Annotated in this window: 19 protein-coding genes; 12 read left to right on the plus strand and 7 right to left on the minus strand. The window is 64.7% G+C overall.

The features are described from left to right. The first annotated feature begins 154 nt into the window (after positions 1-154). Positions 155-2,104 carry a CocE/NonD family hydrolase gene (locus KY496_RS24360; RefSeq protein ID WP_219862809.1) on the plus strand — a complete coding sequence of 650 codons (1,950 nt, stop codon included), beginning with the start codon at positions 155-157 and terminating at the stop codon, positions 2,102-2,104. Here the strand turns inward: KY496_RS24360 and KY496_RS24365 are convergent. Continuing rightward, a complete protein-coding gene (locus KY496_RS24365; protein WP_219862811.1) occupies positions 2,097-2,837 on the minus strand; it encodes a hypothetical protein in 741 nt (246 codons plus the stop codon). The genes KY496_RS24360 and KY496_RS24365 overlap by 8 nt on opposite strands. Continuing rightward, on the minus strand, positions 2,834-3,289 hold the full coding sequence (locus KY496_RS24370) for a rhodanese-like domain-containing protein (RefSeq protein WP_184235159.1): 456 nt from the start codon (positions 3,287-3,289) through the stop codon (positions 2,834-2,836). The genes KY496_RS24365 and KY496_RS24370 overlap by 4 nt, the downstream gene beginning before the upstream one ends. A 317-nt stretch (positions 3,290-3,606) precedes the next feature. On the opposite strand from KY496_RS24370, the gene glnA reads away from it, so the two are divergent. From glnA to corA, 5 genes are all read left to right on the plus strand, one after another. Next, positions 3,607-5,022: a type I glutamate--ammonia ligase gene (glnA, locus tag KY496_RS24375; protein ID WP_219862813.1), complete on the plus strand. Its 1,416-nt coding sequence runs from the start codon at positions 3,607-3,609 to the stop codon at positions 5,020-5,022. 162 nt (positions 5,023-5,184) lie between these two features. Further along, positions 5,185-5,709 (plus strand): DUF4124 domain-containing protein, encoded by a 525-nt coding sequence (locus tag KY496_RS24380; RefSeq protein WP_219862815.1) that lies wholly within the window; start codon positions 5,185-5,187, stop codon positions 5,707-5,709. Beyond that, a complete protein-coding gene (gene glnL, locus KY496_RS24385) occupies positions 5,706-6,809 on the plus strand; it encodes a nitrogen regulation protein NR(II) (protein ID WP_229520353.1) in 1,104 nt (367 codons plus the stop codon). The genes KY496_RS24380 and glnL overlap by 4 nt, the downstream gene beginning before the upstream one ends. A gap of 64 nt (positions 6,810-6,873) precedes the next feature. After that, positions 6,874-8,376 (plus strand): nitrogen regulation protein NR(I), encoded by a 1,503-nt coding sequence (gene ntrC, locus KY496_RS24390; RefSeq protein ID WP_005668495.1) that lies wholly within the window; start codon positions 6,874-6,876, stop codon positions 8,374-8,376. A 91-nt stretch (positions 8,377-8,467) separates the two neighbouring features. Then, a complete protein-coding gene (gene corA, locus KY496_RS24395) occupies positions 8,468-9,436 on the plus strand; it encodes a magnesium/cobalt transporter CorA (RefSeq protein WP_219862817.1) in 969 nt (322 codons plus the stop codon). 4 nt (positions 9,437-9,440) lie between these two features. Here the strand turns inward: corA and KY496_RS24400 are convergent, their stop codons facing one another. Together KY496_RS24400 and KY496_RS24405 are read right to left on the minus strand one after the other, a co-directional pair. After that, entirely contained in the window at positions 9,441-10,316 is an 876-nt protein-coding gene (locus KY496_RS24400; RefSeq protein WP_219862819.1) for an EamA family transporter, read from the minus strand. Further along, positions 10,313-11,932 carry an NAD(P)/FAD-dependent oxidoreductase gene (locus KY496_RS24405; protein WP_219862820.1) on the minus strand — a complete coding sequence of 540 codons (1,620 nt, stop codon included), beginning with the start codon at positions 11,930-11,932 and terminating at the stop codon, positions 10,313-10,315. The genes KY496_RS24400 and KY496_RS24405 overlap by 4 nt, the downstream gene beginning before the upstream one ends. Positions 11,933-12,747: 815 nt before the next feature. Between KY496_RS24405 and KY496_RS24410 the strand changes: the two genes are divergently transcribed. After that, the gene (locus tag KY496_RS24410) at positions 12,748-15,648 is read left to right on the plus strand and encodes a TonB-dependent siderophore receptor (RefSeq protein ID WP_229520354.1); all 2,901 of its coding nucleotides are present in this window, start codon (positions 12,748-12,750) and stop codon (positions 15,646-15,648) included. A 148-nt stretch (positions 15,649-15,796) separates the two neighbouring features. Here KY496_RS24410 and KY496_RS24415 read toward each other — a convergent pair whose 3' ends face one another. Beyond that, positions 15,797-16,522 carry a 16S rRNA (uracil(1498)-N(3))-methyltransferase gene (locus tag KY496_RS24415; RefSeq protein ID WP_005668503.1) on the minus strand — a complete coding sequence of 242 codons (726 nt, stop codon included), beginning with the start codon at positions 16,520-16,522 and terminating at the stop codon, positions 15,797-15,799. 122 nt (positions 16,523-16,644) lie between these two features. On the opposite strand from KY496_RS24415, the gene tkt reads away from it, so the two are divergent. From tkt to KY496_RS24435, 4 genes are all read left to right on the plus strand, one after another. Then, on the plus strand, positions 16,645-18,642 hold the full coding sequence (tkt, locus tag KY496_RS24420) for a transketolase (protein ID WP_219862822.1): 1,998 nt from the start codon (positions 16,645-16,647) through the stop codon (positions 18,640-18,642). 88 nt (positions 18,643-18,730) lie between these two features. Then, entirely contained in the window at positions 18,731-19,744 is a 1,014-nt protein-coding gene (gap, locus tag KY496_RS24425) for a type I glyceraldehyde-3-phosphate dehydrogenase (protein WP_005668506.1), read from the plus strand. A 173-nt stretch (positions 19,745-19,917) separates the two neighbouring features. Further along, complete coding sequence (locus KY496_RS24430) at positions 19,918-20,316, plus strand: glutaredoxin family protein (protein WP_005668508.1); 399 nt, start codon at positions 19,918-19,920, stop codon at positions 20,314-20,316. Positions 20,317-20,414: 98 nt separating this feature from the next. After that, entirely contained in the window at positions 20,415-20,609 is a 195-nt protein-coding gene (locus KY496_RS24435) for a hypothetical protein (protein ID WP_005668510.1), read from the plus strand. A 66-nt stretch (positions 20,610-20,675) separates the two neighbouring features. Here the strand turns inward: KY496_RS24435 and map (KY496_RS27220) are convergent, their stop codons facing one another. Next, positions 20,676-21,551 carry a type I methionyl aminopeptidase gene (gene map, locus KY496_RS27220; protein WP_229520355.1) on the minus strand — a complete coding sequence of 292 codons (876 nt, stop codon included), beginning with the start codon at positions 21,549-21,551 and terminating at the stop codon, positions 20,676-20,678. 441 nt (positions 21,552-21,992) lie between these two features. On the opposite strand from map (KY496_RS27220), the gene KY496_RS24450 reads away from it, so the two are divergent. Beyond that, positions 21,993-24,878 (plus strand): TonB-dependent receptor domain-containing protein, encoded by a 2,886-nt coding sequence (locus KY496_RS24450; protein WP_184235146.1) that lies wholly within the window; start codon positions 21,993-21,995, stop codon positions 24,876-24,878. Positions 24,879-24,946: 68 nt separating this feature from the next. Here the strand turns inward: KY496_RS24450 and map (KY496_RS24455) are convergent, their stop codons facing one another. Continuing rightward, positions 24,947-25,714, minus strand: coding sequence for a type I methionyl aminopeptidase (map, locus tag KY496_RS24455; protein ID WP_184235143.1), 768 nt, complete (start codon positions 25,712-25,714; stop codon positions 24,947-24,949). Positions 25,715-25,824 lie beyond the last annotated feature (110 nt).

Consider the following 25,824-nt stretch of genomic DNA (forward strand, 5'->3'; position numbering starts at 1 on the left):
GCGACCGACGCCCTGCTGTACCAGGCCAAGGCGCAAGGCCGCGACCGCGTGGTCGCGTGCGAGTTGCGGCAGCCGGCCAGGAACTTGTCGGCATAGCCACGCCCGGGGCAAACGGATTACACTGGCGGCCCCGTGTACCGTCCCGAAGGAAGCCATGATCCGCCGTTCGTTCTCCGCCCTCGTCCTGGGTTGCCTGCTGGCCTGGCCGGCCGCCTCGCCCGTCCTTGCGGCCGGCATGGATGCCGCGCCGTCCGCGAGGGAGCGACCGGCGCGCGAAGCCTATACCAAGTATGAGTACCGGATACCGATGCGCGACGGCGTGCGCCTGTTCACGGCCGTGTACGTGCCGAAGGACGCTTCGCGCTCCTATCCCTTCCTGATGCAGCGCACGCCCTACAGCGCCGGCGTGCGCGCCGAAGGAGCGTTGCGCTACGGCGTGGACTGGATGCCGGAAACGCTCGGCCCCTCGCGCGAGTTCGAAGAGGCCGGCTACATCTTCGTGGTCCAGGACGTGCGCGGCCGCCACATGTCCGAGGGCGTGTGGCAGGAGATGACGCCGCACGGCAAGACGCAGCGCGCGAAAGGCGAGGGCGTCGAAGCCGAGGACATGCACGACACCGTCGCCTGGCTGTTGAAGAACGTCCCGAACAACAACGGCAAGGTCGGCATCTGGGGCATCAGCTATCCCGGCTTCTACGCCGCCGCCAGCGTGATCGATTCGCATCCGGCGATCAAGGCCGCCTCGCCGCAGGCGCCGATCGCCGACCTGTACATGGGCGACGATTCCTATCATGGCGGCGCGTTCAAGCTGGCCGCCAACTTCGACTTCTATTCGTCGTTCGTCGCGGCGCCGAATCCATCGCCCAAGCCGGCGTCGGGCGGCGGCTTCGACTACGACGAGGCCGACGGCTACGATTTCTTCCTCAAGCACCTGACCCTGGGGGCGATCGCGGGCACGATGAGCGAGCGCCAGCGCGCGCTGTTCATGCCGAACATCGAGCACGACACCTATGACGAATTCTGGCAGTCGCGCGCCATCGGCCCGCACATGAAGAACGTGAAGGCGGCGATGCTGACCGTGGGCGGCTGGTTCGATGCGGAGGATTTCCAGGGTCCGTTCACGATCCACGACGCGGTCAAGCGCCACAGTCCGGCCGCGGCGAACAAGCTGGTGGTGGGCCCATGGGTGCATGGCGGCTGGATGCGCGGCATTGGTGCGCGCCTCGGGCACGTGCGCTTCGACGCCAATACGAGCGACTACTTCCGGCGCCATATCCAGTTCCCGTTCTTCGAGCAGCACCTGAAAGGCGTCAAGCCGGCCACGGAGCTGGCGCCGTTCACCATGTTCGAGACCGGCACCAATGTCTGGCGCAATTACGACGCCTGGCCGCCGAAGCCGGCCCGGGCGCGCACCCTGTATTTCAACGCCAACGGCAGCCTGACCTGGCAGCAGCCGGTCGCCGGCGGCGCCGGCTACGATGAATACGTGGCCGATCCGAAGCGCCCGGTGCCCTACATCGGCTATCCGGCGCAGGGCGTGCCGCGTGAATACATGGTGTCCGACCAGCGCTTCGCCGCGACCCGTCCCGACGTGCTGGTGTACCAGAGCGAGGTGCTGGAACAAGACGTCACGGTGGCCGGCTCCGTCGTCCCGAAGCTGTTCGTCTCGACCACCGGCACCGACGCCGACTGGGTGGTCAAGCTGATCGACGTCTACCCGAGCGACTATCCGACGCCGGCGGCGCCGCGCGCGGGCAACGACGTCGCACCGCCGGCCGTGAAGCTGGGCGGCTACCAGCAGCTGGTGCGCGGCAATCCGCTGCGCGGCAAGTTCCGCAACAGCGTCGAGAAGCCGCAGCCCTTCGTGCCCGGCGAGGTGACGGCGATCGACTACGAGCTGGGGCAGGTGAACCACACTTTCCGCCGCGGCCACCGCATCATGGTGCAGGTGCAGAGCTCGTGGTTCCCGCTGATCGACCTGAATCCGCAGATCTTCATGCGCATTCCCGACGCCAGGCCGGAGGACTTCAGGAAGGCGAGCCAGCGTGTGTATCGCACGCCGGGCAGCGCCTCTGGCCTCCAGCTGATGGTGATGCCTAACTGAACCGTTCGTTGCGACGGCGCGGCACGCCGCGCTCGTACCACGCCGGCGCGCCGGGAACGAGCGAGGCGCGCACCTCGCGGCGCAGGGTGGTGGCGGGAATCGCGTCGGCCGCCAGCTGGCGCAGGCGTCGCACGTCGGCGTGCCGGCCGCGCGCCGCCAGCACGTCCAGGATGGCGTTCACGTCCTGCACATAGTTGTGGATCTCGGCCGGGATGCTGGGCGCGGCGGTGAAACGCTTGCGGCGTTCGCGGAATGCGTCCATCAGGTAGTCGGCATGCTGGCGGATGTTCTCTTCGGGATTCGGCATCAGGCGTTCGGCCAGCTCGGCGTCGCCGGCGGCGATCACCTGCGGCAGCACGACCCGGATGCAGGAAGCGGCCAGCGCCGGCGCCACCTTTTCCAATTGCAGGAACAAGTCGCGCGTGCGCACCGGCTGGTCGCGCGCATGGTCGATCGAAAGGACGTCGAGCAGCTGGTCGCGGGTGCCGTTGCCGTTCAGCAGGGCAGTGGTATTGCGCTCGCGCACCGCTTCGAGCGCTGCGGCCGCGGGCGGATGGGCCTCGGCCAGCACCGCCCAGTCGGCCAGCGCGTAGGAGCGCCGCACGCCATGCAACGAGGGATCCTGTTCCAGGGCGTGCTCGTGGAACCAGGCCAGCTCTTGCAGCGCTGCGTCATACTGCCCCTGGTCGGCCAGCTCGCGCGCCCTGACCAGGCGCTCCATGGCGTCGCTCATGCGCCCACCCACGGCAATCCCGCCTTGCACCAGCCGCCGATCGTCTTGCGATGGCCTTCGCCATCCTTGTCGCCTTCGAAGCCTTCGAGGATGTCGAAGGCGTTGGCGTAACCGAGTTCGGTCGCCACGCGGGCGCTGTGGCGCGAGCGCACGCCCGAGCGGCACAGGAACAGCAGGGTGTCGTCCTTGCTCGCGACTTTTTCGAGCTGGGCGCCGAAGTCCGGGTTCGGCACGCCGCCCGGGTAGGTGGCCCATTGCACCGCCGCGTGCTGGGCATCGGGGATGGCGACCCGGCCCACCCAGTCGCGTTCGGCATTGGTGCGCACATCCACCAGCTTGACTTTCGGGCTGCTCTTGAGCAGCTCGAACGCCTCTTGGGGCGTCACCGCACCGGCATAGGGCTGGCCTGCGCCGCGCTGGCGCGCTGCCTCGAGAATGTTTTCTTTAGTCATAATGTTCGTTCCGTTTTTGGGCATTCGCTCGCGCTGCACCACCATGGATCAGTGTATCCTGCTCTGAAATGGTGCATCTGGCTACGATCGCACTCCATTGGTGCATTCGGCCGGCACTGTAAATCTTTCGACAAGCTTGCCGATCGACGCGATTTTATGGGTAAACTGGCCCGCCCCCCAAGAACGATTTGTGCATGCCCTCATGCAAACGAGATGGCGCGTGGGGTGTCACCAAGTTGGCATGCTTCGTGCTTCAACATGATGCAAGTTGTCGGTTCTCATGACTCGACTTCCTTTTTTCAATTAGGAGATTCCGAATGGCAAAGTCCGCCGCAGATGTAATGCAACTGGTCAAGGACAACGAAGTCAAATTCGTTGATTTACGCTTCGCCGATACCCGCGGCAAGGAACAACACGTCACGGTCCCGGTGTCGCACTTCGACCTGGACAAATTCGAATCCGGCCACGCCTTCGATGGCTCGTCGATCGCCGGCTGGAAAGGTATTGAAGCCTCGGACATGCTCCTGCTGCCGGACCCGAACACCGCCAACCTCGACCCGTTCATGGAAGAGACCACGCTGTTCATGCAGTGCGACGTCATCGAACCGTCGGACGGCAAGGGCTACGACCGCGATCCGCGCTCGATCGCCAAGCGCGCCGAGGCCTACCTGAAATCGTCGGGCATCGGCGACACCGCCTACTTCGGCCCGGAACCTGAATTCTTCATCTTCGACTCGATCCGCTGGAAGATCGACATGTCGGGCTGTTTCGTCAAGATCGATTCGGACGAATCATCGTGGGCGACCGACAAGGAAATCGAAGGCGGCAACAGCGGCCACCGTCCGACCGTCAAGGGCGGCTACTTCCCGGTCCCGCCGGTCGATTCGTTCCAGGACATGCGCTCGGAAATGTCGCTGATCCTCGAATCGATGGGCATCCCGGTCGAAGTGCACCACCATGAAGTGGCCGGCGCCGGCCAGAATGAAATCGGCACCAAGTTCTCGACCCTGGTCGAGCGCGCCGACTGGACCCAGAACATGAAATACGTGATCTGGAACGTGGCCCACAGCTACGGCAAGACCGCGACCTTCATGCCGAAGCCGATCAACGGCGACAACGGCTCGGGCATGCACGTGCACCAGTCGATCTGGAAAGACGGCAAGAACCTGTTCGCAGGCGACGGCTATGCCGGCCTGTCGGAAACCGCGCTGTTCTACATCGGCGGCATCATCAAGCACGCACGCGCGCTGAACGCGATCACCAACCCGGGCACCAACTCGTACAAGCGCCTGGTGCCTGGCTACGAAGCCCCGGTCAAGCTGGCCTACTCGGCCCGCAACCGTTCGGCCTCGATCCGCATCCCGCACGTGGCGAACCCGAAAGGCCGCCGTATCGAGACCCGCTTCCCGGATCCGCTGGCCAACGTCTACCTGTGCTTCGCCGCGCTGCTGATGGCGGGCCTGGACGGTATCCAGAACAAGATCCACCCGGGCGAAGCCGCGACCAAGGACCTGTACCACCTGCCGCCGGAAGAAGACAAGCTGATCCCGACCGTGTGCGCCTCGCTGGAAGAAGCGCTGGAAGCCCTGGACAAGGACCGCGAGTTCCTGACCCGCGGCGGCGTGTTCAGCGACAGCATGATCGATGCCTACATCGAGCTGAAGATGAACGAAGTGCAGCGTCTGCGCATGACCCCGCACCCGGCCGAATTCGACATGTACTACTCGTCGTAATCGGTTAGCAATACTGTTGTGCCTGCGCATCGCCATGCTCCACGGCGATGCCATGAAACGCGGGGAAAGCGATGGCTTTCCCCGCGTTTTTTGTTGCTTCGGGTATAGTCGGGCGCGACTACAATGCATCTTCCCGCCGATGCAAGCTACCGAGTGATAGGAATGACAAACATCGTTTTTCACGGCGCCGTGGCCATGTTCGCCCTGCTGTTCTGCGCCTCGGCCCAAGCCCAGATCTACCGCTGTCTCGATGCCAACGGCCGCCCGCTGTACACCGACACCAAGGTCGGCAAGTGCCAGCTGATCGACACCGGCTACAGTTCGCCGCCGGCCGCGTCGAAGCCGATCCCGGCCCCGCGCTCATCGAGCGCCTCGGGCGGATCGGGTTCGGCAAGCGCGCCGAGCCCGGCCGCCGCCAACACCCCGTCGGGCTTCCCGCGCGTGGACAACGTGGTGCAGCGCGCGCGCGACGACGAGCGGCGCGAGATCCTGGGCGAGGAGCTGCGCATCGAGGAACGCAAGCTGGCGGACCTCAAGAAGGAATTCAATAACGGCGAGCCCGAGCGCCAGGGTAACGAGCGTAATTACGCCAAGTACCAGGAGCGGGTGGCGTCGATGCGCGACGAGATCAACCGGACCGAACGCAATATCGAGGCGCTGCGGCGCGAGATCGGCAATATCAGATGACCCTGCCACCTTTGAAGGACACTCCCGCTTTTGACGCGGGCGATCCGGCGCGCTACGCCGGCCTCGACCTGCTGGCCTCGGCCGTGCTGCTGACCGGCGCCGATGGCGAGGTGCTGTATGCGAACGCCGCCGCCGAGAACCTGATGGAGCTGTCGCTCAAGTCGCTGCAGCGCCATCGCCTGCCCGAGCTGTTCCAGAACGGCGCCGAGCTGGCGGCCCTGATCGGCCAGGCGCTGGCCCACCAGTACGCCGACCTGCGCCAGGACCTGACCCTGCAGCGCAACAACCGCGAGCCGCTGCACGTGAACAGCATCGTCAGCGCGCTGGGCGACGGCACCCTCCTGATCGAGCTGCGCGAGAACGTGCAGCAGCTGAAGCTCGACCGCGAGGAGCGCATCCTCGACCAGAGCCAGGCCAACAAGGAACTCATCCGCAACCTGGCGCACGAGATCAAGAACCCGCTGGGCGGCATCCGCGGCGCGGCCCAGCTGCTGGAGCTCGAGCTGCCGCCGCACCACCTGCTCGAACTGCAGGAATACACGCAGGTGATCATCAAGGAAGCCGACCGCCTGCAGACCCTGGTCGACCGCCTGCTGGCGCCGCACCGCAAACCCCACATCGTCGGCGACGTGAATATCCACGAAGTGTGCGAGCGGGTGCGCAGCCTGATCCTGGCCGAATTCCCGCAAGGCTTGAGCATCAAGCGCGACTACGACGCCTCGATTCCGGAATTTCGCGGCGATTTCGAGCAGCTGATCCAGGTGGTGCTGAACATCGCCCACAACGCCGCCCAGGCCCTGGCGAGCCGTATCGCGCAGGGCGATGCCGAGATCGTTTTGCGCACCCGCGTGGCGCGCCAGGTCACCCTGGCCAAGGTCCGTTACGGGCTGGCATTAGACTTGCATATCATCGACAATGGACCGGGCATCGCGCCCGATATCCGCGACCGCATTTTCTATCCGCTCGTATCCGGGCGCGACGGCGGGAGCGGCCTCGGGCTGACGCTGGCGCAAACCTTCGTGCAGCAGCACCTGGGGGTGATCGAGTGCGAAAGCCGGCCTGGACTGACGGATTTCCGTATCCTGCTGCCCCTGCCATAAGCGCGGGCAGCGAGAAGCGCCGACCAGTCCTTTATTGAATCCATGTTGCGGGAAGCACGAATACATGAAACCAATCTGGATTGTCGACGACGACGCATCGATTCGCTGGGTGCTCGAAAAAGCCCTGGCGCGCGAAAGCCTGGAGACCCGCAGCTTCGCCAACGCGCGCGAGGCCCTGACCGCCTTTGAAACCGATACCCCGCAGGTGCTGGTATCGGACATCCGCATGCCGGGGGAATCCGGCATCGACCTGCTGCAGGCCGTCAAGGCCCGCCATCCCGGCCTGCCGGTCATCATCATCACCGCCTTTTCGGACCTCGATTCGGCGGTGTCCTCGTTCCAGGGCGGCGCCTTCGACTACCTGGCCAAGCCGTTCGACATCGACAAGGCGGTGGCGCTGATTCGGCGCGCGCTGGAAGAAAGCCTGCGCGAAGCCAGCGTCGAGGCGCTGCCCGCCGAGACGCCCGAGATCCTGGGCCATGCTCCGGCGATGCAGGAGGTGTTCCGCGCCATCGGCCGCCTGTCGCAATCGAACGTGACGGTGCTGATCACGGGCGAATCGGGCACCGGCAAGGAGCTCGTGGCGCGCGCGCTGCACAAGCACAGCCCGCGCGCGCAACAGCCCTTCATCGCCCTGAACACCGCGGCGATCCCGAAGGACTTGCTGGAATCGGAATTGTTCGGCCACGAGCGCGGCGCCTTCACCGGCGCCCAGGCCATGCGGCGCGGCCGCTTCGAGCAGGCCGAGGACGGCACCTTGTTCCTGGACGAGATCGGCGACATGCCGTTCGACCTGCAGACGCGCCTTTTGCGCGTGCTGTCGGACGGCCACTTCTACCGCGTCGGCGGCCACCAGCCGGTGAAGGCCAACGTGCGCGTGATCGCCGCCACCCACCAGAACCTCGAGCAGCGCGTGCGCGACGGGTTGTTCCGCGAAGACTTGTACCACCGCCTGAACGTGATCCGCCTGCGCCTGCCGTCCCTGCGCGAGCGCAGCGACGACATTCCGATCCTCACGCGCCACTTCCTGGTGCAGAGCGCACACCAATTGGGCGTCGAACCGAAGCGCATGAGCGAGCAGGCGATGCGCTTCCTGACCGGCCTCGAATTGCCGGGCAATGTGCGCCAGCTGGAAAACCTGTGCAACTGGATCACCGTGATGGCGCCCGGCCAGACGGTCGAGATCAAGGACTTGCCGCGCGACCTGACCCAGGGCCAGGCGGGCGCCGGCGCCAACCCGGTGCCGCTGGCCGACGGCGTGGTGGGGGCGGGCGCGCTGCCCGTGGCCGGCGCCGGCGGCATCGTCATGCAGGTCGCGGCGCAGGCGCCGGCCTCGCCCGACGGCTGGATCGACCTGCTCGAACTGCAGGCCGCCGGCATGCTCAGCGCGGGGCAGATGGACGTGATGGACATCCTGGGACGCCAGTTCGAATCGGCCCTGATCCGGACCGCCCTCAAGCATACGCACGGCCGCAAGAACGACGCCGCGATGCGGCTCGGGATCGGGCGCAACACCATCACGCGCAAGATCGTGGAACTGGGGATCGACGGCGCGCGCGAAGAGTAGCCTCGTAGTAAAGCCTCGCAGTAGAGCCTGATAGTGAAAAGTGTGGCGGGTGGTGTAAGCTCCTGCATCGCCCGCTCTACCTTTTCACTCCATGCTGATCAACTGCGTCGCCTACCAGGAAGGCAAGAAACTGTGCGATATCCCGGTCGAGGATATCAGCGAATACCTGAAACAGGACGACACCTTCGTCTGGGTCGCCCTGCGCGACCCGGCCCCCGCCGACATCACCCTGATGCAGGAAGAATTCGGCCTGCACGAACTGGCGGTCGAAGACGCCCTGCGCGGCCACCAGCGGCCCAAGCTCGAGGAATACGGCGACTCGCTGTTCGTCGTGGTCCAGATCGTGGAGCTGACCGGGGACGAACTGAACGTCGGCCAGCTGGCCGTGTTCGCCGGCGAGAACTACGTGCTGTCGGTGCGGCGCGACGCCAGCCAGGGCTTCCTGGGCGTGCGCGCCCGCGCCGAGCGCGAGCCGCATCAATTGAAAAAGGGCGCCGGCTTCGTGCTGTACGCGCTGGTCGACGCCGTGGTCGACCGCTACTTCCCGGTGGTCGACATGCTCGAATCCGAGCTCGAATCGATCGAGGATCACATCTTCGGCATGCAGGGCAAGCAGCGCGCCAACGTCGAGCGCCTGTATGAGCTCAAGCGCAAGGCGCAGACCCTGCGCCATGCCGTGGTGCCGCTGATGGACGCCGTCGGCCGCCTGTACGGCGGCCGGGTGCCGGGCGTGGTGCTCGAGACCCAGGATTACTTCCGCGACGTGCACGACCACCTGTACCGCATCGCCGGCCGCCTGGACGCGGTGCGCGACACGATCAACACCGCGATCCAGGTGACCTTGTCGATGGTGGCGATCGAAGAGAACGAAGTGAGCAAGAAGCTGGCCTCGTACGCCGCGATCTTCGCCGTGTTCACGGCCTTCGCCGGGGTGTGGGGCATGAACTTCGAGTTCATGCCGGAGCTGAAGTGGAAGTGGGGTTATCCACTGGCCCTCTTGACCATGGTGGGCGTGTGCTCCTACCTGTACCGGCGTTTCAAGAAGGCCGGCTGGTTGTAGGCGGTCAGCGCCGGTCGGCCGTTGCCGCCGCGCCGCCGCAGGCCAGCGTCACCAGCCCGATCGCCAGCCATTGCAGGGTCGTCAGACGCTCGCCCAGCAACAGGAAACCCGCCAGCGCCGCCACTGCCGGCCCGGCGCTGACCAGGATCCCGAACACCCGCTGCGGCAGGCGCTTGAGCGCCTTCATCTCGAGCGTGTAGGGCAGGGCCGACGACAGGATGGCCACCGCCAGGCCGCCGCCCAGTACCGCCGGCGCCAGCAGGCCGGCACCGGCTTGCGCCACGCCGAACGGCACCACGAACACGCAGGCCGCCAGCAGCCCCCAGGACACGGCCTGGCCGCCGTCCAGCGTCGACACCCGCTTGCCGAACACGATGTACATCGCCCAGCAGAACGCCGCCGCCAGCGCATAGGCGACGCCGACCGGGTCCAGCGCGGCGCTGTTGGCCGCCGTCGGCAGCAGCAGCCACAAGCCGGCGCCGGCGAGGATCACCCAGAGGAAGTCGCGCGCATGGCGCGAGGACAGGATCACCACCGCCAGCGGCCCGGTGACTTCGATCGCGACCGCGATCCCGAGCGGGATGCGTTCGAACGAGCGGTAGATGAACAGGTTCATCGCCCCCAGCATCACGCCGTAGATGACGAGATTGGGCAGGTCGGCGCGGCGCAGCGGGAAGCGCCACGGCCGCACGATGGCGAGCAGGATCAGGGCCGACAGGCCGACCCGCAGCGCCACCACGCCGGCGCTGCCGACCGCCGGGAACAGGCCCTTGGCCCATGCAGCCCCGGCATTGACCGACACCAGCGAACCCAGGATGGCCAGCGCGGGCGCGGCGACGCCCTGGGCAGCGGCGGCGCGGGCGTTCACCTGATCATTCACTTGGCGGCCATCGCCTTGGCCACCGCCTCGGCCACGCGGATGCCGTCCACCGCGGCCGACATGATGCCGCCGGCGTAGCCGGCGCCTTCGCCGGCCGGGAACAGGCCGCGCGTGTTCAGGCTTTGCAGGTCGTCGTTGTTGCGCTTGATGCGGATCGGCGACGAGGTGCGGGTCTCGACGCCGGTGAGCACCGCGTCTTCCTTATAGTAGCCCTTGATCTGCTTGTCGAAGGCGACGAAGGCTTCGCGCAGCGCCGTGATCGCGTAGTCCGGCAGCGAGGTCGCCAGGTCGGTCAGGTGCACGGCCGGGCGGAACGACGGCGTCACCGAGCCGAATTCGGTCGATGGCCTGCCTTTCACGAAGTCGCCCATCAGCTGGCCCGGCGCGTCATAGGTGCCGCCGCCGAGCACGAAGGCGCGCGATTCGAGCTCGCGCTGGAAATCGATCCCGGCCAGCGGGTGGCCGGGATAGTCGTCGGGCGTGATGCCGACCACGATCGCGCTGTTGGCGTTGCGCTCGGCGCGCGAATACTGGCTCATGCCGTTGGTGACGACGCGGCCTTCCTCGCTCGATGCGGCGACCACGGTGCCGCCCGGGCACATGCAGAAGCTGTAGACCGAGCGGCCGTTCGAGGCGTGGTGCACGATCTTGTAGTCGGCCGCGCCGAGCAGCTTGTTGCCGGCGTTGGGGCCGAAGCGGCAGACGTCGATCAGCGACTGCGGGTGCTCGACCCGGAAGCCGATCGAGAACGGCTTGGCTTCGATGTACACGCCGCGGTCGTACAGCATCTGGAAGGTGTCGCGCGCGCTGTGGCCGATCGCCATCGTCAGGTGGCGGGTCGCGATCTCTTCGCCATTGGCCAGGCGCACGCCGACCACCTGGCGCACGCCGCCGGTCTCTTCGATCAGCACGTCGTCCACACGGGTCTCGAAACGGATCTCGCCGCCGAGGCGGATGATCTCGGCCCGCATCTGCTCGACCATCTTGACCAGGCGGAAGGTGCCGATGTGCGGCTTGCTGACGTACATGATCTCTTCCGGTGCGCCGAAGCGCACGAACTCGGTCAGCACCTTGCGGCCGTGATGGTTGGTGTCCTTGATCTGGCTGTACAGCTTGCCGTCCGAGAAGGTGCCGGCGCCGCCTTCGCCGAACTGCACGTTCGACTCGGTATTGAGCTTGCGCTTGCGCCAGAAGCCGAAGGTGTCGACGGTGCGCTCGCGCACGATCTTGCCGCGCTCGAGGATGATCGGGTTCAGGCCCATCTGCGCCAGGACCAGCGCCACGAACAGGCCGCAGGGACCGGTGCCGACCACGACCGGACGCGGGGTGCCAGGGGCCGGCTTGTTCACCTGCACGAACTTGTAGTCGACGTCGGGCGAGGGCATCACGTGCTGGTCCTGCTTGAGGCGCGCCAGCACCGCAGCTTCGCCGCGCACTTCGGCGTCGATCGAATAGATCAGCACGATGGCGGCCTTCTTGCGCGCATCGTAGCTGCGCTTGTAGACGGTGAAGTCGACCAGGTCGGCGTCCTGGATGCCGAGGCGGGCCAGGATGGCCTCGCGCAGGGCCGGTTCGGGGTGGTTCAGGGGGAGTTTGAGTTCGTTAATACGCAGCATGAGAGGGTGGTTGCTGGTGAGGCAACAAAATGTGAGCGAGCAAACCGCTATTTTACCTCGGCGGCAGGCATCGGGCGGGATGGCGTTGGCGCCCTGGCAGGGCGGCGCGGGTCCCGGCTTGCCACTTGCGTTTCGTGCCGCGATGTCCAGGGAAAGCGTCTGGATTTCCCTTTTCGTTGAGTAATAGTGATCGGAGAGGGCATTCTGTAGGGTTTACGCAACCATACCTCAGCATTCTACAAATTCCCTACAACTTAGTTCAAATGCATACTGTGTAAATATTGTTTGGCGCGCGAATGGGAAAAAATGTCGCCGCAATGCGGCGATCCATGTATGCACTTCGTATGAAACCATCGTAAATACAATGATTTAGCACCTATTTGACCCAGGGATGCCATATTTACCCCGTATGCATGCATTGGCGTGGTAATCACAAGCCGAATTTTCTTATCCAAAATTTCACTTTAGAAATCTGTTGTATTTAACACTCTGCGCACCCTGTGTCTGATTGACACTTTTCCGTGTCATATGTTTTTATATGTTCACTTAAATAACGTTTGATTTAGCAACAAACGCTAATTGAGGCTGTTCGTCCTTAATATCTGGGCTGCATATAATGCATCGCCGTGAATGCGGGAATATGCAGACATCGTATTCAGACGCACGAAAATTCATCCTCCTGCTGGCGGCACGCGCTGGAGGCATGGTGTCGTCCAGAAGCCATGCCGCCTGCCGGCGAAGAGGACCCCGCACATTGTCGGTACCAATGTTGCGGTAGGCACCCACTCACAAGAAAAGCACAAGGAGAAGTACACATGATGTTGAAACTCAAGTCGATGCCCTTTGCGATTGCCTGCGCGGTCGCCAGTGGCGCCCTGGTCGGCGCAGCGCCGGCCATGGCTCAGTCCCAGCAGGGCAGCGCCGAGGCAGGCCCGCAGCGTGTGGTGGTGACCGGCTCGCTGATCAGCCGCACCAACACCGAAACCCCGACCCCGGTGCAGGTGCTGACCGCGGCCGACATCCAGAAAAGCGGCAAGACCTCGGTCGCCGAGCTGCTGACCGACCTGGCCGCCAACGGCGCCGGCACCCTGGGCACCGGTTTCGCCGGCGCCTTCGCCAATGGCGCCTCCGGCATCTCGCTGCGCGGCCTGACCGTCGGCGCCACCCTGGTGCTGATCGACGGCCACCGCATGGCCCCGTATCCACTGTCGGACGACGCCCAGCGCTCCTTCGTCGACGTGTCGGCGATTCCGTTCGACGCCATCGAGAGCATCGAGGTCCTGAAAAGCGGCGCCTCGTCGCTGTACGGTTCCGACGCGATCGCGGGCGTGATCAACATCAAGCTCAAGAAGAACCTGAACGGCACCCGCCTGTCGGCCGAGATCGGCGACACCCAGCACGGCGGCGGCAAGACCAAGCGCGCCTCGGTCAGCACCGGCATCGGCGACCTCGGCGCCGACGGCTACAACGCCTTCATCACCGCCGAATACCGCAAGCAGGACCCGATCTATGTGGTCGACCGCGAGCAGTTCGGCTACGCCAACCGCGACTGGCGCGCACGCGGCGGCAACGACCTGACCCTGGGCGTGCCGACCAATATCAACAATTTCCTGACCGCGTCCAGCAGCCCCTTCCTGTACAACCCGGCCAATCCGAACAATCCGGCCGGCGTCACCAACGCCAATAACCCGGCTAACTACCTGTTCCTGGATCCGAACTGCAACTTCGCCAAGTACCGCGCCGGCGGTTGCTCGGTGCGCGATACCGAATCGTTCATCCAGCCGCCGACCGAGAACGTCAACGTCCTCGTCGGCATGACCAAGAAGCTGAGCGAGGACTGGGAGGTGCAGTTCAAGGGCTCGATGTTCCGCCGCGAAAGCACCAACAACCGCAACGGCGCAGGCACGTCGCCGCTGGCCTTCAATCCGACGGCCTTCAACGGCACCACCACCCTGGTCAACGGCGTGCTGACCCCGCGCGTCGGCGCAGTGCCGGACACGACCTTCGCGCCGGGCGCCCAGGTTGGCGCCAACGTCACCAACCCGTTTGGCCAGAACGCACGCCTGTATGGCTACATTCCGGATGTCGGCGCCGCCCTGACCACCAGGAACGAGTCGACCGCCACCCGCTTCTCGGCCGACCTGATCGGCAGCGCCTACGGCTGGGACGTGACCGCCTCGGTCGGCGCCACCAAGGTCAAGAACGACCTCGACTATAGTGGCTACGTCAACCGCAGCGCGCTCTACGCCGCATTGCGCAACGGCACCTTCAATGTGCTGGGCGGTAACTCGCCGGCCGTCATGAGCCAGGTGTCGCCGCACTTCAGCAACAAGATCGAGTCGACCCTGAACTACGCCGACCTGATCGGATCGCGCGAACTGCTGTCGAACTTCGGCGCCGGTCCGCTGAACTTCGCGGCCGGCCTGCACTGGCACAAGCGCGAGCAGGATGCGCCGCCGTCCAGCCTGACGCTCAATGGCGCGGTGGCCAACACCGCGGCCTTCGCGATCGGCGAAGAGACCAACAAGGCGGCGTTCGCCGAGCTGCAGGCGACCCCGATCAAGAACGTCGAAATCGGCGTCGCCGGCCGCTACGACCACTACGATACCTACGGCCGTTCGTTCACGCCGTCGGCCAACTTCAAGTGGACGCCGAGCCAGCAGATCGGCCTGCGCGGCACCTTCGCACGCGGTTTCCGAGCGCCGGCCCCGGCCGAGGTGGGCAACGCCGGTTCCTTCTTCACCTTCAACGCGATCAGCGATCCGATCCTGTGCGCCAACGGCAGCCAGACCACCGCTGGCAACGTGCCGTCGGCCTGCTCGTTCAGCCCGCCATACGTCCAGACCACCAATCCCGACCTGCAGCCGGAGAAATCGAAGTCGTATACCTTCGGCATCATCCTCGAGCCGATGCGTGGCCTGAACATGACCCTGGATTACTACAAGATCCAGATCAAGAACCTGATCGTGACCCAGGCCGGCAACGATCCGAGCTTCGTCCCGACCTGGGTGCGCGGCCCGGCGGCGACGATCGACATCGCGACCGGCGCCGGCAACAACACGGTCCCGGGCATGCCTGTCGCCGGTCCGATCCTGTACGGCCTGTCGCCGTATATCAATGCCGGCAGCACCGAGACCCACGGCATCGAAGCGGATGTGCGCTACCGCTGGCGCCTGGGCGACATGGGCACCATCACGGCCAACCTGAGCGCGGCGCACGTGTTCGGCTACGAGACCGAAGTGGCTGGCGAGAGCTACCAGCTGGCCGGCACCCAGGGGCCATCGTCGGTCGGCGGCGCCACCGGCAACCCGAAGGACCGCGCCCAGTTCACCCTCGGCTATGCCCGCGGCCCGCTGGACGTGACCGCCACCGTGAACTACACGAGCGGCTTCTCGACCTTCGACCCGGCGCTGGGCGAGACCGATTGCGCGTCGACCGGCACCAACGTCGGCGGCCGTCCTTACTTCCAGGGCCTGGTCCAGCCGGCGTGGTATTGCGACGTGTCGTCGTTCACCTCGACCAACCTGAACGTGGCGTACAAGGTCTCCGAGAACCTGACCATCCGGGGCGCGATCCTGAACCTGTTCGACAAGGAAGCCCCGTATGACGTCGCCACCTACGGCAACGCGGGCAACCAGACCTCGTACAACGCCTCGCTGCACCAGCCTGGCGCGGTGGGCCGCTTCTTCAGCCTGGGCGCGAACTACACGTTCTAAGTCCTAGGCCAGCTGCCTCAGCACGTCGTTCCCGCGCAGGCGGGAACCCAAGTACTGCTTGCGTTGTCGAGACGCTTGCTACCTTGGGTTCCCGCCTGCGCGGGAACGACGTTTTTATGTTAACTAAAGAATGTACTTTGCAGAACGTTCAGATACCGCCCCAGGCGCCGGCCAGCACCGCCAGCGCCGCCAGCCCCGCGGTTTCGGTGCGCAGCACGCGCGGACCCATCGACAGCGACAGGGCGCCGGCGGCGACGGCCGCGGCTTCTTCCTGCGGCGTGAGGCCGCCTTCGGGGCCGATCAGGAAAGTGACCGCTTGCGGCGTATTGGCGCGCGCCCAGCCGGCCAGCGATTCGGTCGCGCGCGGGCTGAGCAGGATGCGCACGCCGTCGGCCGGCGCCGTCAGCCATGGCTGCACCTCAAGCAGCGGATGCAGCCGCGCCAGCCGGTTACGGCCGCACTGCTCGGAGGCGGCGACGATCACGCCCTGCCAGTGCGCTTGCCGCTTATCGAGCCGCTCGCCGGCCAGGCGCACCACACTGCGCTGGGCCGCCAATGGCTGGATCGCCGTTACGCCCAGTTCCACCGCCTTTTCCACGATCCAGTCCATCTTCGAGCCTTCAGGCAAGCCCTGGGCCAGGGTGACGGAGTAGGGCGTCTCGGCCTCGACATCCTCGAAGGCGTCGACCGTCGCCGTGGCGCGGCGCTTGCCGCTCTCGCTCAGGGTGGCGCGGTACTGGCCGCCTTCGCCATTGAACAGGGTGAGCGTCGCGCCCGGCTGCAGGCGCACCACGTGCAGGTGGTGGGCGACGGCTTCCGGCAGGTCGACGGTCAGGCCGGCGGCGAGTGGCTGGGGGCAATAAAAACGGGGCATTCGGTGAGGGCTTGCGTTGAAGGAATAAACCTGCATTTTAAATCGGCAGCACCCCGGTCTGGTAGAATAACGGGCTACGGCCTCGCGGGCCATCGCTTTCCAATCCCTGATCCACGATCTCCATGAAATCTACGCAAACCACCACCCTGATGGCCAACGCGATCCGCGCGCTGGCGATGGACGCCGTCCAGAAAGCCAACTCGGGCCACCCGGGCATGCCGATGGGCATGGCCGAGATTGCCGTCGCGCTGTGGGACAAGCACTACCGCCACAATCCGGCCAATCCGGGCTGGACGAACCGCGACCGCTTCCTGCTCTCGAACGGCCACGGCTCGATGCTGCACTATGCGCTGCTGCACCTGGCCGGCTACGACCTGACGATGGACGATCTGCGCGACTTCCGCCAGATGCACTCGAAGACCCCGGGCCACCCGGAAGTCGGCATCACCCCGGGCGTGGAGACCACCACCGGTCCGCTGGGCCAGGGCATCGCCAACTCGGTCGGCATGGCGCTGGCCGAGTGGCTGCTGGGTAACGAATTCAACCGTCCAGGCTACGACGTGGTGGATCACTACACCTACGCCTTCCTGGGCGACGGCTGCCTGATGGAAGGCATCTCGCACGAAGTGGCGTCGCTGGCCGGCACCCTGCGCCTGAACAAGCTGATCTGGCTGTACGACGACAACGGCATTTCGATCGACGGCCGTGTGGAAGGCTGGTTCACCGACGACACCCAGAAGCGTTTCGAGGCCTACGGCTGGAACGTGATCCCGAAGGTCGACGGCCACAGCGTCGCCGACATCGATGCGGCCATCGAAAAGGCGAAACAATCGGATCGTCCGACCCTGATCTGCTGCAAGACCATCATCGGCAAGGGCGCCCCGAACCTGGAGGGCGGCGACAAGGTCCACGGCGCGCCGCTGGGCGACGCCGAGATCGCTGCCGTGCGCAAGCACCTGATCTGGGATCCGATCCCGTTCGACATCCCGGCCGACCTGTACGAAGCCTGGGACGCGAAAGAGCGCGGCGCGCAGGCCGAAGGTGAATGGAATACGCTGTTCGCGGCCTACCGCGGCGCCCACCCCGAGCTGGCCGCCGAATTCGAGCGCCGCATGAAGGGCGACCTGCCTGCCGATTTCAGCAAGACCCTGGACGCGGCGATCGCCGCCTGCGTCGACAAGGCCGAGACCATCGCCACCCGCAAGGCCTCGCAGAACGCGATCCAGGCGCTGGCCCCGGTGCTGCCTGAATTCCTGGGCGGCTCGGCCGACCTGACCGGCTCGAACCTGACCAACTGGAAGGAATCGGTGCCTGTGCGTTCGGGCATCGCCGGCAACCACATCAACTACGGCGTGCGCGAATTCGGCATGTCGGCGATCCAGAACGGCGTGGCCCTGCACGGCGGCTTCATCCCGTTCGGCGCGACCTTCCTGACCTTCTCGGATTACAGCCGCAATGCCCTGCGCATGGCTTCCCTGATGAAGATCCGTTCGATCTCGGTGTTCACCCACGATTCGATCGGCCTGGGCGAAGACGGCCCGACCCACCAGTCGATCGAGCACGTCTCGTCGCTGCGCCTGATCCCGGGCCTGGACAACTGGCGTCCGTGCGACACCGTCGAGTCGGCGGTGGCATGGGGCGCGGCGGTGCAGCGCAAGGACGGTCCATCGACCCTGATCTTCTCGCGCCAGAACCTGCCGTTCATGGCGCGCGAGGCGGCGCAGGTGGCCGACATCGCCAAGGGCGGCTACGTGCTGCGCGACAGCGCCGACGCTAAAGTGATCCTGATCGCGACCGGTTCCGAAGTCGAGCTGGCAGTGAAGGCATTCGACGCGCTGGCCGCCGAAGGTATCGCCGCACGCGTGGTCTCGATGCCGTCGACCGACGTGTTCGACCGCCAGGAGGCGAGCTACAAAGCAAGTGTCCTCACCAAGGGCATTCCTCGTGTCGCCATCGAAGCCGGCGTGACCGCCTTCTGGTACAAGTACGTGGGCCTGGAAGGCGCCGTGGTCGGCATCGACACCTTCGGCGAATCGGCGCCGGCGCCGGTGCTGTTCAAGCACTTCGGCTTCACCGTCGAGAACGTCGTCGCGAAAGCGAAAGAAGTTATCGCAGCATAAGCATTTGCCGGACGCGGGCTGCTCCCAGGAGCAGCCCGTTCTACTATGTTCGTTACGAAAAAAGTTTTTTTCTAATCAGGAGCACAGCATGACGATCAAAGTTGCAATCAATGGTTATGGCCGCATCGGCCGCAACGTCCTGCGCGCCTTCTATGAAGGCGGCAAGAAGCAAGATATCCAGATCGTGGCGATCAACGACCTCGGCAATGCCGAGTCGAACGCCCACCTGACCCGTTACGACACCGCCCACGGCAAGTTCCCGGGCACCGTCACGGTCGAGGGCGACAATATGATCGTCAACGGCGACAAGATCCGCGTGTTCGCGCAGCGCAATCCGGCCGAGATCCCTTGGGGCGAGCTGGGCGTGGACGTCGTTCTCGAGTGCACCGGCTTCTTCACCACCAAAGAGAAGGCATCGGCCCACCTGAAGGGCGGCGCCAAGAAGGTCATCATCTCGGCCCCGGGCGGCAAGGACGTCGACGCGACCGTCGTGTTCGGCGTGAACCAGGACGTGCTGAAAGCCAGCGACACGGTGATTTCGAACGCCTCGTGCACCACCAACTGCCTGGCCCCGCTGGTCAAGCCGCTGCATGACGCCATCGGCCTGGAAACCGGCCTGATGACCACCGTGCACGCCTACACCAACGACCAGGTGCTGACCGACGTGATGCACGAAGACCTGCGCCGCGCCCGTTCGGCCACCCAGTCGATGATCCCGACCAAGACCGGCGCCGCCGCCGCGGTCGGCCTGGTGCTGCCGGAACTGAACGGCAAGCTGGACGGCTTCGCGATTCGCGTGCCGACCATCAACGTGTCGATCGTCGACCTGTCGTTCATCGCCAAGCGCGACACCACGGTCGAAGAGATCAACGAGATCATGAAGAAGGCCGCAGCCGAAGGCCCGCTGAAGGACATCCTGACCTACAACACCGATCCTCTGGTCTCGGTCGACTTCAACCACAACCCGGCATCGTCGAACTTCGACGCCACGCTGACCAAGGTCTCGGGCCGCCTGGTGAAGGTGACCTCGTGGTACGACAACGAGTGGGGCTTCTCGAACCGCATGCTCGACACCACCGTCGCGCTGATGAACGCGAAGTAAGCCTTCGGGCATCCAATCGCCCCGGATGCGCGCGCGCATCCGGGGCTTTTTTGCGTCTGTACACTACCCCGAAAGCATTAAATTATGGATAAATCCATGCAACAATCATAGTTCATTGACAGCATAATATACAGATATGTATCGTGGATTCGTCTCTTTGACCGGAACGATCCATGCCTGCAAAACGCGTCAAGACCATCCTGTCGTATGTGCTCATCCTTGCTGCCGGCCTTGGCATAGGATCCAGCGTCCCCTACGTCGTCAACCTGCTGAAGCCCGCCTATGCCACGGGCGACTACAGCGCCTACTATCCCGACAAGCAAAGCAATGTCGTTCTCTATGGAACGAGCTCATGCACTTATTGCATTCAGGCGCGGGCTTATCTACGGGAACGCAATATCGCATTCATCGATCGTAATATTTCCGATTCGGATCAAAGTTACCGCGAGCTCGCGCAGCTTGGCGGGAAGGGTGTCCCGGTGATACTGGTCGGCGAACGGATGCTCACTGGATTCAACCAGAGCCACCTGGAAGCCGCTCTTGCCGCGGCAGGCCGCATCGCACGGCCCTGACCGCTGGCCCATTTTGCCGATTTCCCGTGTCGGGATCGGCGCGACCTGCGGCGCGGCTCCAGAGCTATGTCGCCGCCTTCATCATCTAGGAGAAATGTATGAGCAAGAAGCTTGCAGTGCTGTTGTTCGCAATCGGGCTCGGTAGCGCAGCCTCGGTATCGGCCTTCCAGCAAGACATGGGTCAGTGCGCATGGCAATGCCTCAGGGGGTATCAGGCATGCGTAGCCAATGGCTACGATGAAAGCCAGTGTAATATGGACCGTACCGATTGCTACGCCCGTTGCGGCATCTAGGCTGAATCGAGCAGCATGCCGCACCGTGATCGGCGCGGCATGTGCCAACCCGGCGTTTTCGGGTGATTATTTCGCGTCCGGCCACGGCGTCAGGATCTCGAAGCCGTTCTTCGTCACCACGATCATGTGTTCCCACTGCGCCGACAGCGAACCGTCGCGCGTCATCACGGTCCAGCCGTCATCGAGCTGGATCACGTCTTCCTCGCCAATATTAATCATCGGCTCGACCGTGAAGGTCATGCCTTCCTTGAGCAGCAGGCCGGTGTTCGGGCGGCCGTAGTGCAGCACTTGCGGCTCTTCGTGGTAGACGCGGCCGATGCCGTGGCCGCAGTAGTCGCGCACCACCGAGTAGCCGGCGCCTTCGGCCAGCTTCTGGATCGCGTGGCCGACGTCGCCCAGGCGCGCGCCCGGGCGCACGGCGCGGATCCCGGCCATCATCGCTTCATGGGTCGTGTCGACCAGCTTCTTCGCTTCGGGACGTGGCGTGCCGGCGAAATACATGCGGCTGGTGTCGCCATGCCAGCCGTCTTGCGTCCTTGACCCAGCCGAGAAAGCGGTGGCGCCAGCGAAACGTCGTGTTGGGTGCACGCTGACGCGCTTGGCTGCAGCGCTGACCGTGCGGGAATCGAGCACTGTGTCCAGATAGTCGAGCCACTTGCCCTTTTGCCTGAGCCGCGCCAGCGGCATGCCGGTCAGGTCGTTGAAGGTGCGGCCGCACGCGCAACAGCGAAAGCGTTGTAAGTCGTTGGCCTGGCCATGCCGGTGGCAGCGCTCGCAGCCGCAATTCGGGCAGCAGCGCCCCGTCGACCGGATCTTGCCGATGAGGGCGACCACCCGGTCGAGCCCGGCAGCCGGATGCAGGGCGGCGAGCACCTGCTGACGCTGCGGCTGGTTCAGTTGAGGCGGCTGGGCGAATAGCTTCTCAAACTTCGGCGCTTTCATCGTGCGCTTCCGATCGATGACGACCGGGATTGGACCGCGGATCAGCTCAGCAGTTCAACGCTCATCCATATCTAACGATGACAGCGCCTTTTTCGTCCACCGCCATTTGGGCAAAAATCTCACATGTCTTTGATATTTCACAAATGTACCTATAACTGGTGTGCTTAGGGTCAAAATGACATGCGTAGGAAAATGCGAGGCCTGGACGTTCTCGTAATGGGCATCGAAATTTCATGCCTATTCCAATTAAATTATAAGAGAATTCGGTTTTTGTTTAATAAAGTTTGATGTTATCTATCTACAACAGAATTTATGTTACACGGGTAGATTGTTAAATATCCAGTTTCCTTTCCGGCATTCGTCTGAGAGACTGCGTTGATGTATGTATAGATACGTACATGACGCAGGTCTAAAAAAATGACAAACGCAGAGAGGAAAACAATGAAGCAGCCACTCCTGAAGTACAGCGTCATCGCCGTCGCCACGGCGCTTTCAGCCGCCCCCTTCGCTGCGGCGCAAAACACCGGAACCGAGGGCGCGCAGACCGTGTACGTTACCGGTTCCAACCTGAAGCGCACCGACAAGGAAGGCACGCAGCCGATCCAGGTCATCACGGCAAAGGATATCCGCGAGACCGGTGCCGCGACGGTAACCGAACTGATCCGCTTGGTGCCCTCGATGGGCAGCGACGTCAATCTCGACACCAACGACGGCGGCTTCTCGCGCGGCGTCTCCAGCGCTTCGCTGCGCGGCCTGTCGTCGACCTCGACCCTGGTGCTGCTCAACGGCCGCCGCATCGCGCCGGCCGCCTATGCCGATCCGAACGACGGCAACTCGACCCTGTACGACCTGAACTCGATCCCGCTCGCGGCCCTCGAGCGGGTCGAGATCCTGCGCGACGGCGCCTCGGCCGTGTATGGCTCGGACGCGATCGGCGGCGTCATCAACTTCATCACCCGCTCCAACTACAACGGCGCCGAGATCTCGGCGCGCGCCAGCGCCAACGACGATGGCGAGTTCAAGCGCAAGGGCGTGAACGTGGTCGCCGGCACTGGCGACCTGGAGACCGACGGCTACAATGTGTTCTTCACGGCCGACCTGTCCGAACGCGACCGCGTGCTGCGCGAAGACGTCAAGGACATCGAGTTCGACCAGTACCGCCGCCTGTCGAACCGCTACGCCACGCCCTACGGCAGCACGATCTCGGGCTCGCCGATCTTCTACCGCGAGACCGCGCCGGGTTCGGGCCAGTTCACCGCCACCCAGGCCAACGCCGCCGACCGCCTGCGCGTGACCACCAACTGCGATCCGTCGCGCCAGCTGGTCGGCTCGACCGCCATGGGCCTGGCTGCCACCAGCGTCTTCATCGGCCGCACCTTCTGCAACTACAACACCAACCAGAACCTGGAGGGCACGGGCGAGGGCAAGGACGCCAACCTCCTGACCCGCGGCGTGATCAAGCTCGGGCCGAACGTGCGCGCCTTCGCCGAAGCGGCCTATGCCCGCACCGAGCGCCAGTACACGGCCAGCCCGATCACGATCAACACCACGCCGGTGACCAACTTCACCGCGACCGGCGTGGCCCCGAGCTACCAGACCATCCTGCCCGCCGGCCACCCGGACAACCCGTTCCCGAATGCGCGCGCCTCGGTCGCTTACCGCTTCGAGAACGCGCCGACCGGCACCGAGACTATCAACGAACAGGGACGCTTCCTGGCCGGCCTGCAGGGCACCCACTTCAACTGGGACTGGGAAGTCGGCCTGCTGTACAACGAGGCGCGGCGCGAGGACACCTACCACGGCCGGCTGTACCTGCCGGCGCTGCGCACGCTGAACGAGGGCGCCACCCTGGCCCAGCTGTCGAACAATCCGGACCTGTTCCGCAGCACCAGCAGCGACGACAAATCGTCGATCACCCACTTCGACGTCAAGGCCAACACCACGTTCGGCCAGTTGCAGGGCGGCGCGGTCGGCGTCGCGGTCGGCGCCGAGGCGCGCCGCGAAAAACTGGTCATGGTGCCCAACGAGCTGCTGTCGTCGGGCCAGATCTACGGCCTGGCCAACACCATCATCGACGGCGAGCGCGACGTCAAGTCGGCCTTCGTCGAGGTACGCACGCCGTTCTTCACCAATTTCGAGATGGACTTCGCCGGCCGCTGGGACAAATACCCGGGCATCAAGACCAACTTCGTGCCGAAGGTCGGCGCCAAATGGACCGCCACCAGCAGCCTGGCCTTCCGCGGCACCTATTCGGAAGGCTTCCGCGCACCGGCCCTGTCGCAAGTGACGCCGGGCGGCGCGCAGTTCTTCCTGACCGGGCTGTTCGATCCGAAACGCTGCGAGACCGACGAGGAAACGCCGAAACCGAACGCCACCGAGGCGGACTGCAACAAGTCGGCCTCGGGCACGGGCGGCGCCAACCCGGACCTGCAGCCGGAAGAGTCGAAGAGCTACACCTTCGGCATCCTGTTCTCGCCGACCCCGAACTTCGACATCGGCCTGGACTTCTACAAGATCCGCAAGGAGGGCGAGGTCGCTCTGGGCTCGGCCTTCGACGCGCTGCGTAACGAGGACAGCAACCCAGGCCTGGTCGTGCGCGACCAGAATGAGGCCAACTTCGTCACCGACGCCAACGGCGTGCCGATCCCGGGCACCGGGCCGTTGCTGATGGTGCGCGAGCCGTGGCTGAACAAGGGCTCGGTCGAAGTGCGCGGCGTCGACATCGACATGGCCTTCCGCAAGAACCTGGGCGAGTGGGGCAATTTCACCGCCAAGCTGACCTCGGCCTATATGCACTCGTACACCCTGCAGCAGGAAGCTGGCGACGCCGAGCACAACCTGGTGGGCTACAGCGCCGGCCTGCTGGATTGGAACCTGTCGAGCGGCATCGACCTGCCGCGCTGGAAGACGCAGGTGTCGGCCTCGCTGACCAAGGGCAATCACGCCTTCAGCGCCAACGTCAACTACACCGGCCCGGTCTCGCTGCTACGCAAGTACGACAATGACACCGTGTATGACCAGGCGTTCTGCCACTACCAGCCGGCAACCAGCCCGAGCATGCCGAGCGCCAGCATCGCGGTGCCGGGCTATCTCGGCGAGTTCCCGGACTGCAAGGTCAAGGAATGGGTGCGTTTTGGCGTCGGCTATACCTATACCGGTGTCAAGAACCTGGCGCTGACCTTCAACATCCAGAACCTGTTCGACAAGGCCGCGCCGTTCGACCCGCGCTATGGCGCCAACAACGGCGCCCCGCTGGCCGGCTACAACGAAGGATTGCACAATCCTTACGGCCGCTACTTCTCGGCATCGGCGCGCTACAGCTTCTGATGGCCGGATGACGGCCGCCGCCTGAAAAAGGAACCCGGCCAAGGCCGGGTTTCCTTTATCGACGCGCCTTATTTCGCGTCCGGCCAGGGCGTCAGGATCTCGAAGCCGTTCTTCGTCACCACGATCATGTGTTCCCACTGCGCCGACAGCGAACCGTCGCGCGTCATCACGGTCCAGCCGTCATCGAGCTGGATCACGTCTTCCTCGCCAATATTGATCATCGGCTCGACCGTGAAGGTCATGCCTTCCTTGAGCAGCAGGCCGGTGTTCGGGCGGCCGTAGTGCAGCACCTGCGGCTCTTCGTGGTAGACGCGGCCGATGCCGTGGCCGCAGTAGTCGCGCACCACCGAGTAGCCGGCGCCTTCGGCCAGCTTCTGGATCGCGTGGCCGACGTCGCCCAGGCGCGCGCCCGGACGAACGGCGCGGATCCCGGCCATCATCGCTTCATAGGTCGTGTCGACCAGTTTCTTTGCTTCGGGGCGCGGCGTGCCAGCGAAATACATGCGGCTGGTGTCGCCGTGCCAGCCATCCTTGATCACGGTGACGTCGATGTTCACGATATCGCCATCCTTCAGGACGTCCTTTTCGCTCGGGATGCCGTGGCAGACCACGCCGTTGATCGAGGTGCACAGGGTCTTGGGGAAGCCATGGTAGCCGACGTTGGCCGGCGTGGCCTTCTGCACCTTGCGGATGTAGTCGTGGCAGCGGCGGTCGAGTTCTTCGGTGGAGACGCCGGGCACGACGTATTCCTTGATCATTTCCAGGACTTCGGCGGCCAGGCGGCCGGCAATGCGCATCTTGGCGATGTCTTTGTCGTTCTTGAGTTTGATGGTCATACGGTGTCGATTCGGCGTGCGCGCAGCGCGGGCAAACCAGCATGATACCGCGTCGGGCAGGCAAGGGGAGGGGAGCAAGTAAAAATGCCCACCCGGCAAGGCCGGGCGGG

It is taken from the genome of Massilia sp. NP310 (genome assembly GCF_019443485.1).
GTDB classification, from domain to species: Bacteria; Pseudomonadota; Gammaproteobacteria; order Burkholderiales; family Burkholderiaceae_D; genus Telluria; species Telluria timonae.